The sequence below is a fragment of the Pseudomonas fulva genome, from assembly GCF_023517795.1.
Lineage (GTDB): Bacteria > Pseudomonadota > Gammaproteobacteria > Pseudomonadales > Pseudomonadaceae > Aquipseudomonas > Aquipseudomonas fulva_D.
The window spans coordinates 1,496,744-1,508,991 of sequence record NZ_CP082928.1; the positions used below are offsets into that span (position 1 = coordinate 1,496,744).

The window sequence follows — 12,248 nt, forward strand, 5'->3', positions numbered from 1 at the left end:
CCAGCATGCCGCTACAAGAACAAAAGGAACGCGCGCGATGAAACCAGCCGATGACTTCGTCCAGGCCGGCAAGACAGCGGTACGCCAGAACGTGCATGGCACCATGGAGTTTCTGCAGAAATTCCCGCCGTTCAACCAGATGGACAGCGCGCACCTCGCCTACCTGGTCGAGCACTGCCAGCTGCGCTTCTACGCCGAGGACGAGGTGATCATCCACCCGGACGACGGCCCGGTGGAGCACCTGTACATCGTCAAGCAGGGCCGCGTGCACGGGCAGCGCCCGCATTCGGCGCGGCGCGGCACGGAAACCACCTTCGAGATCACCCGGGGCGAATGCTTCCCCATGGCCGCGCTGATCGGCGAGCGCGCTACCCGTACCGCCCACCTGGCCGGCGAAGACACCTTCTGCCTGCTGCTCGACAAGGCCGCCTTCACCCGCCTGTTCGCCCAGTCCACGCCCTTGCGTGACTTCGCCCTGCGCGGCGTCAGCAGCCTGCTCGACCAGGTCAACCAGCAGGTGCAGATGCGCGCCGTGGAAACCCTTGGCTCGCAATATTCGCTCGATACCCGCCTGGGCGAGCTGGCCATGCGCCAACCGATTGCCTGCGCGCCGCAAATGCCGCTGCGCGAAGCGGTGCGGCTGATGCACGAGCAGCAGGTCGGCAGCATCGTGATCGTCGACCCGGCCCAGCGCCCTCAGGGCATCTTCACCCTGCGCGACCTGCGCCGGGCGGTGGCCGACGGCAGCGCCCTCGACCAGCCGATCAGCAGCCTGATGACCCAGGCGCCGTTCCACCTGCCGCCAGGCGCCAGCGCCTTCGACGCCGCCATCGCCATGACCGAGCGGCATATCGCCCATGTCTGCCTGGTGGAACAGGGCAAGCTGTGCGGCGTGGTGTCCGAGCGCGACCTGTTCTCCCTGCAGCGCGTCGACCTGGTGCACCTGGCCCGCACCATTCGCCATGCCGGCCGGGTGGACACCCTCGCCGCGCTGCGCGAAGACGTTCGCCAGCTGGTCGACCGCATGCTCGCCCACGGCGCCAGCGCCAGCCAGATCACCCATATCGTCACCCTGCTCAACGACCACACCGTGTGCCGGGTGATCGAGCTGACGATCGAAGACCTGGGCGACCCCGGCGTGCCGTTCACCTGGCTGTGTTTCGGCAGCGAAGGCCGGCGCGAGCAGACCCTGCACACCGACCAGGACAATGGCATCCTCTTCGAGGCCGAGAGCAACGTGCAGGCCGCCGAGATCCGCGGGCGCCTGCTGCCGTTGGCCATGGAGATCAATGGGCGCCTGGCACGCTGCGGCTTCACCCTGTGCAAGGGCGACATCATGGCCGGCAACCCGCAGCTGTGCCTGTCGCGTCAGGAATGGTCACGGCGCTTCGCCGGTTTCGTGCGCGAGGCCTCGCCGGAAAACCTGCTGGCCTCGACCATCTACTTCGACCTGCGCACCGTGTGGGGCGATGCCAGCGGCTGCGAAAAGCTGCGTGACGAACTGCTCGGGCAGATCGCCGACAACCGCCTGTTCCAGCGCATGATGGCCGAGAACGCCTTGCGCCAGCGCCCGCCGGTAGGCCGCTTCCGGGATTTCGTGGTGGCCAGGCGTGGTACCGACAAGGACACCCTGGACCTCAAGTCCCAGGGCCTCACGCCCTTCGTCGATGGCGCGCGCCTGCTGGCCCTGGCCAACGGCATCAAGGCCTGCAACACCCAGCAGCGCCTGCGCGAGCTGAGCGAGCGCGGGTTGATCGATGCGCTGGACGGCGCCGCTTATGAAGAGGCCTACCACTTCATCCAGCAGACGCGCCTGCAGCAGCACCAGTTGCAGGCACGCCAGGGCCAGCCGTACTCCAACCGCCTCGACCCGGACAGCCTCAACCACCTGGACCGGCGCATCCTGCGTGAATCCTTCCGTCAGGCCCAGCGTCTGCAAACCAGCCTGGGGCTACGCTACCAACTATGAACGCACTCGCCTGGCTGACCCGCCGCCGCAGCCCCCTGCCCGCCGGCCAGCAGCAACGCTGCAACGCCCTGCCGGCACCGCGACCGGTCGACGACACGCCCCTGGCGCAACAACGCCTGGTGGTGCTGGACCTGGAAACCAGTGGCCTGGACATGAGGCGTGACGAGGTGCTGTCGATTGGCGCGGTGGTCATCGACGGCGGCGCCATCAGGCTCGGTGAACAGTTCGACTGCACCCTGCACCGCGACGGCCATACCGTCAGTGCCAGCGTGCTGATCCACGGCCTGGCGCCGAGCGACATCGCCGCCGGCATCGAGCCGGCCGAAGCCTTGCTGGCGTTCATGGAGTTTCTCGGCGACAGCCCGCTGCTGGCCTTTCATGCCGGCTTCGACCAGCGCATGCTGGCCCGCGCCCTCAAGGACACCCTCAACCTGCGCCTGCGCCACCCTTTCTACGACGTCGCCGAACTGGCACCCATGCTCTGCCCCCAGGCGCAGATTCGCCACGGCGGCCTGGATGACTGGACCGGGCACTTCGGCCTGCAGGCCGGCCAGCGCCACCACGCCAGCGCCGACGCCCTGGTGACCGCCGAGCTGGCCCTGATCCTGTTCAGCCGCGCGCGCAAACAACAGATCGACAGCCTCAAGGCGCTGGAGCAGCGACTCAAGAGCTGGCGGCAGCGGTTGCAGGGGCCTTCGCTGTAAGGGCACACCTTGCCGGGTTACCCCTGTGGCTAAACCGGGCTACGAATCCAAGGACAGCGCAAAACCTTAGCCCGGGTTGAGCGAAGCGATACCCGGGAAATCAGAGATCGCGCATCAGCAACCCAAAGTGCAGATCCACCTCAGGTGGCACCGGCAGGTACACCACATGCCCATCGCCGGGCGCCACGCCGACCGTTGCGCCCGCCTTGTTTTCCATGTGCTCCAGGGTAAAGCGCAGATCGCCCTCAGGCGTCATCAGCTCCAGGCCGTCGCCGACAGCAAAGCGATTCTTCACGCGCACTTCGGCCAAGTCACCACGGCGCTCGCCAGTCAGTTCAGCAACGAACTGCTGGCGATCGGACAGCGAGCTGCCGTGCGCATAATTCTGGTACTCGTCATGCACATGGCGGCGCAGGAAGCCTTCGGTGTAGCCGCGACTGGCGAGCGACTCCAGATTGCCCATCAAGCCGCGATCGAAGGGCCGGCCCGCCACGGCATCGTCGATGGCCTGGCGATACACCTGAGCAGTGCGCGCGCAGTAGTAATGGGATTTGGTGCGCCCTTCGATCTTCAGCGAATGCACGCCCATCTTCACCAGCCGCTCGACGTGCTGCACGGCGCGCAGATCCCGGGAGTTCATGATGTAGGTGCCGTGCTCGTCCTCGAAGACCGGCATCTGCCGCTCGCCATCCTCGAGCACGAACACCTGCTCGCTCGGCGCACCGATGCCCAGCGTCGGCTCGACCACACGAACGATCTCACCCAGCTCGTTCTCGCCCGCCGCCTTGACGTCGTACTGCCAGCGGCAGGCATTGGTGCAGGCGCCCTGGTTGGGGTCGCGTCGGTTGAGGTAGCCGGACAGCAGGCAGCGCCCCGAATAGGCCATGCACAGCGCGCCATGGACGAACACTTCCAGCTCCATGTCCGGCACCTGGGTGCGGATTTCCTCGATCTCGCCCAGGGACAATTCGCGCGAGAGGATCACCCGTTCCAGGCCCTGCCCCTGCCAGAACGCCACACTGGCCCAGTTCACCGCGTTGGCTTGAACCGAGAGGTGAATGGGCATCTGTGGATAACGACCGCGCACCAGCATGATCAGCCCGGGGTCGGACATGATCAGCGCGTCCGGCGCCATGTCGATCACCGGCTGCAGGTCATCGAGAAAGGTCTTCAGCTTGGCGTTGTGCGGGGCGATGTTGACCACCACGTAGAAGCGCTTGCCCAGCACCCGGGCCTCTCGAATGCCCTGGGCCAGGTTGGCATGGTCGAACTCGTTGTTGCGCACCCGCAGGCTGTAGCGTGGCTGCCCGGCGTATACCGCATCGGCGCCGTAGGCGAAGGCGTAGCGCATGTTCTTCAGGCTGCCGGCGGGTGACAGCAGCTCGGGGCGAAACGGTGGGTTGGACATGGTGCAACGGGCTCGCGGAAAAACAGGGCCGGCGATTCTAGAGAGGCCGGCCCGCCCAACCATTGATCCAGGTCTATGACGGCGCCTGGAAGACCTGCCTCGGCGACCGTCGGCCGCCGCTGGGCAGTGGCTCGGGTGCGGGAAACAACGCAGCGATGGAGCGCGCCAGTTGCCGTCCGGCCCGGCGCTCTTCGCGCAAGCCGAGCCGCCCGCTCATCGCCGATACCACAGACGGAAGAAACCCAGGGCGAACAGCAGGGCGACCTGCGCCATGGCCACGCACAGTTGCAGGAACGATCGCACCGAGCGGTTGGCGGCGGCATCGGCCACGCCGGTCAGGCCGTTCCAGAACGCCTCCGGCAACAGCTGCAGGCTCAGGGTGGCGACCGGCCAGCCGCTGAGCATAAGCGCCTCGATCCAGTCGAAGCGGCCGACGAACATCATGCCGATCAAGAGCACTCCGGCGATGCACAGGCCGAGGGCGAAGCAGGCGGAAAATTGCATCAATACTCGCATGGCGATCTCCATGGGGCGTGCACTGTGGCACGCCCCGGCAAAGGGTCAGGAAGTCAGGGTGTCGCTGTTGGCCGGGCGGCCGACGCCGTACCAGTCGAGTTTGCGGGTCAGCACCATCACGCAGCCCAGCACGCCGAACACCAGCAGCGAGCCCATCAGCAGGGCGTAGTCCTCGGCGCTGAGCAGGCCATAGAGCAGCCCGTACAAGGCGGCCAGCAGGCCGCCGAAGGCCGTCCCGCGCAACCAGCTGCGCAGCACGCTGCTGACGTAGAAGCCGTTCAGCGCCACGCAGCCCAGGGCGGACAGGCCGTAGGCGACGGCGAAGCCCAGGTGCTCGGAAAGCGACAGCAGCAGCAGGTAGAACAGCGCCATGGACAAACCGACCAGGGCGTACTGCACCGGGTGCACGGCCATACGCTTGAGCACTTCGAACAGGAAGAACACGGCGAAGGTCAGGGTGATGAACAGCAGTGCGTACTTGATCGCCCGGTCGGCCTTGAGGTACTGGTCCACCGGATCGATGAAACTGACCCCGAGGGCGCGGCTCTGCATCGTGGCGCAGGAACCGCTGACGCAGCTGCTCAGGGCGTCCTGCATGTCGGTGGCGAAGAAGCTGGTCTGCCATTTGGCGGTGAAGCCCTGCTCGGTCACCTCGCGCTGGTTGGGCAGGAACTCGCCGACGAAGCTCGGGTGCGGCCAGTCCGAGCGCAGGCTGACCTGGCTCTCGCGCCCCACCGGGGTGATGCTCAGTTGCTCGGTGCCCTGCAGCTTGAGGTCAAAGGCGAAGCGGTAGGCCTGTTCAAGGCGGCTGTCGCGCGCCGGCAGCGCCACGTGCACGCCGCTGCCGAAGTTGTCGTCACCGCTGCCCGGCTCGAAGCTCAGGCTGGCGCCGTTGAGCTGCAGCTTGAGGTCGTTGCCGATGCCTCGCACATCGCTGATGCCCACGGCGATGAAGGGCTCGCCGAACCAGTAGGCATCGACATCGCTGATGCCGTAGTTGGCCGGCACCTTGAACTCGCCACTGACCTGGCTATCGCTGTGATACAGGCGCGCCTGGTAGATGCCGCGATAACGCAGCTCGGTACGCACGTCGCCGTCGAGGGTGAAGCGCTCCGGCAGAAAGTACAGGCGGCCCTGCTCGATCGATTCTTCCTGGTAACGCTCGTCACTGTCCTTGCGGGTCTTCCAGGTCAGTACCTTCTTGCGATACGGCACCACCATGATCGGCCCGCTGATCTGCTGGGCGTAGCTGGAGCTACGGGCGATATCGCGCAGCACATCGTCGCGCGCGCCCTGACGCTCGCCCACCAGGCCATCGATCAACAGCAGGGGAATCATCAACAGCAGAATCAGCAGGGCAATGGTGCCCAGTTTGAACAGCAGGCTTCGGTTCATGGCACAGCGCTCCGTGCAGTTGGGATGCACGCAGTCTGGCCAGCCCCGGTGAAGGCAGCATGGAGCGCGGATGGAGTTTATGTGGGAATTGTGAGGAGCCCGGCAGGCGTCACCCGCCGGGCTGGACGGCTGCGGGCGCAGCCATCGGTCATTCGCCGCGGATGTACTGTTCCAGGTGCTGGATCAGGTTTTCCTGCTGGCTGATGATGTCCTTGACGAGGTCGCCGATGGACAGCAGGCCGACCAGGCGCCCATCTTCGACGACAGGCAGGTGGCGCAGGCGACCGTTGGTCATCAACTCCATGCAATGGCGGGCATCTTCGCCCGGGCTCACGGTAATGACCTTGGCGGTCATGATCTCGCTGACCTTGAGGTTGGCCGGCGAGCGCTCCTGCACGGCGACCTTGCGCACGTAATCGCGCTCGCTGACGATACCGGCCAGGCGCTCGCCTTCGAGCACCACCAGGGCGCCGATGCCCTTCTCGGCCATCAGCTTCACTGCGGCGAACACGCTGCTGTCAGGGGTGACGCTGTATACGTTGGATATCGGCTTGCTCTTGAGCACGTCGGCCACGGTCTTTTTCATGCGCGTCTTCCTGTCCCGGTAGATTGGCGAACGGCTTCAGAATAGCCAAAGTGCAGGCATCTGTACCCACCCTGTTTGCGACAAGTCGTCGCCAGCATCGCCGAGGTCGTAGCCACGGCGCCTAACGCGGGAAGCTCAAACGCACTTCCACGCCACCTTCGACGTTGGCGATATCCAGACTGGCGCCATGCAGCTGCGCCACTTCCTGCACGAAGTTGAGCCCCAGGCCGGTGCTCTTGCGCCCGGTGGCCGGGCGCGCCAGGGAGTAGAAGCGCTCGGTGAGGCGGGCCATGGCGTAGTCGGGAATCGCCGGCCCCTGATTGAACAGGCGCAGTTGCAGCGACTCACCATCGTCTTCGCAGGTAAAGCGGATCAGACCGCCGGGCGGCGTGAAATCCAGCGCGTTGTCGAGCAGGTTGCTCAGCGCCTGGCGCAGCAGGAAACGCTCGCCGAACAGCGTCTGCGCGGCATCGACCTGGTTAACCACACGCACCTGGCGCTGTTCGATACGCGCCATCTGGGCCTGCACCAGCTCGTCGATCATGGCGTGCAGCGGCACGGCGACGCGCTCCTCGAGGCCCTGGCGCTGCTCGACCTGCGCCAGGTGCAGCAGGCGCTCGACCAGGTTCTGCAGGCGCTCGCCCTCTTCGCCGATATTGGCCACGAAGCGCTGGCGCTGGGCCTCGGGCATCTCGGCCTCCAGCAGCTCGGCGGCGCCACGAATTGCCGCCAGCGGGCTCTTCAGTTCATGGGTCAGGGTGTGTACGTAGCGCTCGACGTAGGCCTTGCCCTCCAGCTCGGTGCGCATGCGCTCCACCGCCTGGGCCAACTGCCCGAGTTCGCCGCCACGGACCTGGGGCAGCTCGGCGCGCTGGCCTTCGCTGACCGCCTGTGCATAACGGGTCAGGCGCCGTAGCGAGCCGCTCAGCCACCAGCTGAGCAAGCCGCCAACCAGCAGGCCCAGGCCGATCAGCCCGGCACCGAGCCAGCCGAGGCGCCGCTGCGAGCGCTCGATATAAGGCTGCAGCGTACGATTGGGCTTGGCCACCGACACCACGCCGAGAATCCGCTCGCCATCGATGATCGGCGCAGCCACATACATCACCGAGGAATCGGGATCGTTCGGGTCTTCGCGGGTCGAGCGCACGCCGTAGCGGCCGCGCAGCGTCAGGTACACATCGTTCCAGCGCGAGTAATCCTGCCCGACCGCCAGGCCGCTGGAGTCGAGCAATACGATGCCGTTGGCGTCGGTGACGTAGATGCGGTGGTTGACCTGATTCTTCGCCACGCCCCAGATCTGCGCGCCGGGCTGGCGCTGGCCGTAGGCCTTGAGCAATTCGGGCAGTTGCCCCTGGGCGAGGCGGCCGTCGCGCACCTCCTCACGCAACAGCACCGCCAGCAGGTGTGCGGTATCGACCAGGGTTTCCTCGGTGGACTGGCGCACGCCCGGGCGGATCTCGTCCATCACCGTGCTCAGCACGAACCAGCCGGACAGCCCGACGAACAGGAAGTAGGCCAGAAAGATACGGACTCCGAGCGGCATCAGCAGGCCTCCTGAAGGCTGGGCATGGCGCTATTCGAGGCGCAGGCTGTAACCCAGCCCGCGGTGGGTCTGGATCGGCTCGGCCCGGGGCGCGACCTGGCGCAGCTTGGCGCGCAAGCTCTTGATATGGCTGTCGATATTACGCTCGTAACCCACGTCTGCCGCGACACCCAGCGCATCGAGCAATTGTTCGCGGCTGAACACCCGCTCGGGCTGGCCGAGCAGGCAGTGCAGCAACTGGAATTCGAGGCGGGTCAGGCTCAGGGGCTGGCCGTGGTAGTCGATGCGCACCCGCTCGCTGTCGAGGCGGAACGGACCTTCATCGGGCTTGGCGGCCACCGGCTCGCGGGGCGCCACGCGCTTGAGAATGGCCTTGACCCGCGCCGCCACTTCCCGCGGGCTGAAGGGCTTGACCACGTAATCATCCGCGCCGATTTCCAGCCCCACCACGCGGTCGATCTCGTCATTGCGCGCAGTCAGGAACATCACCGGCACTTCGGAAAAACGCCGCAACCGCTTGCAGGCCTCGAAGCCGCTGATGTCGGGCAGGCCGACGTCGAGAATCACCAGGTCGTAAACCTCGCGCTCCAGCAGCGCCAGCGCCTCGCCGCCGAGCGTCGACCAGCGGGTGACGAAGCCCTCGGCCTGCAAGGCATAGACCAGGGTATCGGCGATTGCGGCTTCATCTTCGACGATCAGGATGGTCGCCATGGTTGGCATCCTTGCGGCACGTGGGTTGCGGAGCCTGCGCGAGGCCGTGGCCAGCGTCAATAGCACAGGGGTCTGAAGCGGTCATGCACAAAACGGGTGGATCATTCTGTGGATAAGCTTGGTGTGAAAGGCTGTACGCCAGGAAAAATGCGGCTTTCGGCAAGCCGATCATTATTTGAGCAGTCGATTATTCACAGAACAAGTCGTGACAAGCCACTGTTATCAAAAGAATTTTGTCAAGGGATGCGAGAACGCCGAGGTGCTGGGGACAATGCACAGGTTGCGTGGAACACTTTGTGGATAACCCTTGAATGGGAGGCTGCAGCCCACGAAATACGGGACTCCTGGCATGCTGATCATTAACTGACCAAGGCCAGGTGACTACCGGAAAATCCGCTTTCCCTACGACGAGGTACAGACACGGCGGTAACTCGCTGTGCAAACCGCTGCACTGTACACAATAGCCGTGGAAGGTTCTGTGGATAAACCCGGTATCGAACCCTGAAAGCCACGCCGCTCGTGGCATTCTGGCATTTGATCAGTTATTGACCAGGCCCATCCACAATCGCTCCAACCTGCTGTATTGCTTGACTTTATGGCCTGTAGCAGGCGTGAAATAAGGTCGCGCAGGGATGGGAGCATTCATGCACAATGCGCGTGCATGAGCCTGTGGACAACCTGGAGATCATCCCTTGCAGGCCCCTGAAATCGAGGCCTGCAAGAGATCGTTCATTTATTGATCAGCCGTCCCCCGCGCACTCAATCCACCTGGAAACGGCCGGTGTTGCGCGACAGGGTTTCGCTGCCACGGCGCAATTGTTCACAGGCGTCGCTGACCATCCGCGCACCGCTGAGCAATTCACTGGCGGCCTGGTCGACCTGTTGGATATTGCCACTCACCTCGTCGGCAGTGGCCGCCTGCTGCTCGGCGGCGGTGGCGATCTGCGCCAGTCGGTCGCTGACCCGCTGCACCGACTCGACGATGCCGTCGAGGTCCGCACTCATCGCCAGCACGTTGCCCACATCACCTTCGGCCTGATGCATGGCCTGCTCCATCTCGGCGACGGACTGCCCCACCACCTTGTGCAGGTCACCGACGGTCTGGGCGATCTCCGCCGTGGAATTCTGGGTGCGCTGCGACAGCGAACGCACCTCGTCGGCGACCACCGCGAAGCCACGGCCCTGCTCGCCTGCGCGGGCCGCCTCGATGGCGGCGTTGAGCGCCAGCAGGTTGGTCTGCTCGGCGATGCCCTTGATCACATCGACCACCCGGGTGATCTGCTCGGTCTGCTGGCGCAGCTTCTGCAGGGTCTGCGCGCTTCCAGCCAGGCGCTCGGCGAGCTCACGCATGCTGGCACTGGTGCGGGCGCTACGCTGGTTGCTCTGGTTGGCGATCTCGCGGGTCTGCCCGGCTTCCTGGGCAGCCTGCTCGCAGCTCTGCGCCACGCTCTGGGCGGTGGCGGCCATCTGCGTGGCGGCGGTGGCGATCTGGCTCATCTGCGCCTGCTGCTGTTCGACCGCGCTCAAGGAGCCCGCGGCCTGGCTTCCCAGGTTGCGCACGGTCTCGTCGAGGCTCTGCCCTTCGCGGCCGACGCCCTGCATGGAATCGCGCAACTGGGCGACGGCGGCATTCAGCGCCGTGGAGATCGCCGCCAGGTCATCGGCGCCATGTACCTGCATGCGCACCCGCAGGTCACCATCACGCAGGCCTTCGGCCGCCTGGATGATGCCGGCGGTGCTGCGGCGGATGGAGGCATTGAGGCACAGCAGCAGGTACAGCGCCAGCAGGGTGAGCACGGCGAAGATCAGCGTGGTGTGCAGCATGTCCTGGCGAGCGTTGCCCTGGTAATCGCCGATATTGGCGCTGAACTGCGCGTACACCGCCTGACGCAGAACCCTGACGTTTTCCTGCAGCGCCTGTACCTGCTGCACGAACTGCGCCGGCTGCAGCACCATGGGGCTGGCCTCGAACATGTCGCGGTCGACCTCGGCGAGAAAGGTCTGCAACCCCTCCTCGACCTGGGCGTAGGGCTGCTGCAGGGCCTGCATGGCCCGCGGCGAGGCCTGCTGCAAAGCGGTGCGCGACTTGGCGATCTGTGCACCAGCTTGTTCCAGTGAGCGACGCAGGTCACGCACCGCCACGCGGTTCTGCAGGGTGAAATGCTGCGCCACCAGCGAGCCGTACCCCTGGCTGGCAAAGTTGCCCAGGTTGTCGGACAGGCGCGGCAGGGTCTGGGTCATCTGCTCCATCATCAGGTAGGTGTCGAGGAATGGATCGAGGATCAGGCCACTGTCGGTGGCAACCTGCTCACGTAGCACCGTGAGCAGGGACAGTGTTTTTTGGTAACGCTCGAGGGCGTCGAGCAGGGCCATTTTACCCAGCACGGCGAGATCCAGTTCAGCGACCGAGGCCTGCAGGGCGTCGAGCTGCGGGCCGGTTTCCTCGCTCGGCGTCAGCTGCACCTGTTCGGCGGCGGCCGCCAGGGCCTCGGCAAGCTTGCCGCCACGCTCGCGCAGCAGCGCCTCGGCTGCCTTGTCATTGCCCTTCCAGCGGGCCAGCAACAAACGTTGTTCGTGCAGCTCCTGCTCGACCGTACCCAGCGCCTGCACACCGTGCATGCCGTCTACCTCGCTGCGCAGCACCTCGATGCGCTCCAGGTTGCCACTCATCATCACCCAGAGCGCGTAGCCCAGGGGGATGACGAACAGCACGAACAGCAACTGGAACTTGCGGGCGAAACTCACGCGTTCCAGCACGCGTATACCCGGTTTGAGCAATCCCCACATACATCACCTCGAAACGCGCCACGGTCCAAGAACGCCGTAGCAATGTGCCATTTCAAGGCAAGAATCGCACCGGTCTGTGCGAAGGCGAGGCGCAGCCCGCAGCGATCAGCAGTTGGGCTGTTCGGCGGTATAGCGATTGGACGGATCGATGGCCGCATCCAGCTTGCGGATGGCACTGGCGCCGATCAACAGCGGGTAGTCGAAATGGCTGCGATCGGTGAGGTTGACCTCGATGGTGCGCTTCTCTTCGCCCAGGCAGATGTCCATGTTGACGACCGGGCGCGCGGAATAGGATGGCTTGGCGGAACTGCCTTCCTCGGCGCGGTTCTTGATCTCGGTGACACGTGCCAGGGGCTTCTCGAACAGCTGATCGTCGGCGTCGTCGACGGCCAGGCGGAAGCGCACCCAGTCCTCGCCATCGCGCTCGAACTGCTCGATGTCGCGGGCCGACAGCGAGGCGGTCATGGCACCGGTGTCCATCTTGGCCTTGAGGGTCTGGCCGAGCTGGGGAAGCTGAATGTATTCGTAGCGACCGTAGAGAGTCGGCTGGTCGGCCATCGCCGGCAGGGTGATGGCTGCGGCCAACAGGGCTAGAACGGTTTTCACGCCTTAACGTCCTCATATCAAAG

At 65.3% G+C, this 12,248-nt stretch carries 10 protein-coding genes; 2 read left to right on the forward strand and 8 right to left on the reverse strand.

Going from position 1 to position 12,248, the window contains the following annotated elements:
* Window positions 1–37 precede the first annotated feature (37 nt).
* Both K8U54_RS06770 and K8U54_RS06775 read left to right on the forward strand, forming a co-directional pair.
* A complete protein-coding gene (locus tag K8U54_RS06770) occupies window positions 38–1,969 on the forward strand; it encodes a putative nucleotidyltransferase substrate binding domain-containing protein (RefSeq protein WP_249909423.1) in 1,932 nt (643 codons plus the stop codon).
* Window positions 1,966–2,673, forward strand: a complete 708-nt coding sequence (locus tag K8U54_RS06775) for a 3'-5' exonuclease (protein ID WP_249909424.1) — start codon at window positions 1,966–1,968, stop codon at window positions 2,671–2,673. The genes K8U54_RS06770 and K8U54_RS06775 overlap by 4 nt, the downstream gene beginning before the upstream one ends.
* Window positions 2,674–2,773: 100 nt before the next feature.
* On the opposite strand, the gene yegQ is transcribed toward K8U54_RS06775, so the two are convergent.
* The 8 genes from yegQ to K8U54_RS06815 all read right to left on the reverse strand — a co-directional run bounded on the left by yegQ (window position 2,774) and on the right by K8U54_RS06815 (window position 12,225).
* Window positions 2,774–4,081, reverse strand: coding sequence for a tRNA 5-hydroxyuridine modification protein YegQ (gene yegQ / locus K8U54_RS06780; RefSeq protein WP_249909425.1), 1,308 nt, complete (start codon window positions 4,079–4,081; stop codon window positions 2,774–2,776).
* A gap of 213 nt (window positions 4,082–4,294) precedes the next feature.
* Window positions 4,295–4,597 carry a hypothetical protein gene (locus tag K8U54_RS06785; RefSeq protein ID WP_249909426.1) on the reverse strand — a complete coding sequence of 101 codons (303 nt, stop codon included), beginning with the start codon at window positions 4,595–4,597 and terminating at the stop codon, window positions 4,295–4,297.
* A gap of 45 nt (window positions 4,598–4,642) precedes the next feature.
* On the reverse strand, window positions 4,643–5,992 hold the full coding sequence (creD, locus tag K8U54_RS06790) for a cell envelope integrity protein CreD (RefSeq protein ID WP_249909427.1): 1,350 nt from the start codon (window positions 5,990–5,992) through the stop codon (window positions 4,643–4,645).
* Between the two features lie 148 nt (window positions 5,993–6,140).
* Entirely contained in the window at window positions 6,141–6,578 is a 438-nt protein-coding gene (locus K8U54_RS06795) for a CBS domain-containing protein (RefSeq protein ID WP_013792942.1), read from the reverse strand.
* A 121-nt stretch (window positions 6,579–6,699) separates the two neighbouring features.
* Window positions 6,700–8,121: a two-component system sensor histidine kinase CreC gene (gene creC, locus K8U54_RS06800; protein ID WP_249909428.1), complete on the reverse strand. Its 1,422-nt coding sequence runs from the start codon at window positions 8,119–8,121 to the stop codon at window positions 6,700–6,702.
* A gap of 30 nt (window positions 8,122–8,151) precedes the next feature.
* Window positions 8,152–8,832: a two-component system response regulator CreB gene (creB, locus tag K8U54_RS06805; RefSeq protein WP_249909429.1), complete on the reverse strand. Its 681-nt coding sequence runs from the start codon at window positions 8,830–8,832 to the stop codon at window positions 8,152–8,154.
* A gap of 759 nt (window positions 8,833–9,591) precedes the next feature.
* Window positions 9,592–11,619, reverse strand: coding sequence for a methyl-accepting chemotaxis protein (locus K8U54_RS06810; RefSeq protein ID WP_249909430.1), 2,028 nt, complete (start codon window positions 11,617–11,619; stop codon window positions 9,592–9,594).
* Window positions 11,620–11,724: 105 nt separating this feature from the next.
* The gene (locus K8U54_RS06815) at window positions 11,725–12,225 is read right to left on the reverse strand and encodes an ATP-dependent zinc protease family protein (protein ID WP_249909431.1); all 501 of its coding nucleotides are present in this window, start codon (window positions 12,223–12,225) and stop codon (window positions 11,725–11,727) included.
* Between the last annotated feature and the right edge of the window lie 23 nt (window positions 12,226–12,248).

Bases quoted from the DNA above. Each gene is read 5' to 3' on its own strand.
- K8U54_RS06770 (WP_249909423.1), top strand. From the start codon at position 38: ATGAAACCAGCCGATGACTTCGTCCAGGCCGGCAAGACAGCGGTACGC.
- K8U54_RS06775 (WP_249909424.1), top strand. From the start codon at position 1,966: ATGAACGCACTCGCCTGGCTGACCCGCCGCCGCAGCCCCCTGCCCGCC.
- yegQ (WP_249909425.1), bottom strand. From the start codon at position 4,081: ATGTCCAACCCACCGTTTCGCCCCGAGCTGCTGTCACCCGCCGGCAGC.
- K8U54_RS06785 (WP_249909426.1), bottom strand. From the start codon at position 4,597: ATGCGAGTATTGATGCAATTTTCCGCCTGCTTCGCCCTCGGCCTGTGC.
- creD (WP_249909427.1), bottom strand. From the start codon at position 5,992: ATGAACCGAAGCCTGCTGTTCAAACTGGGCACCATTGCCCTGCTGATT.
- K8U54_RS06795 (WP_013792942.1), bottom strand. From the start codon at position 6,578: ATGAAAAAGACCGTGGCCGACGTGCTCAAGAGCAAGCCGATATCCAAC.
- creC (WP_249909428.1), bottom strand. From the start codon at position 8,121: ATGCCGCTCGGAGTCCGTATCTTTCTGGCCTACTTCCTGTTCGTCGGG.
- creB (WP_249909429.1), bottom strand. From the start codon at position 8,832: ATGGCGACCATCCTGATCGTCGAAGATGAAGCCGCAATCGCCGATACC.
- K8U54_RS06810 (WP_249909430.1), bottom strand. From the start codon at position 11,619: ATGTGGGGATTGCTCAAACCGGGTATACGCGTGCTGGAACGCGTGAGT.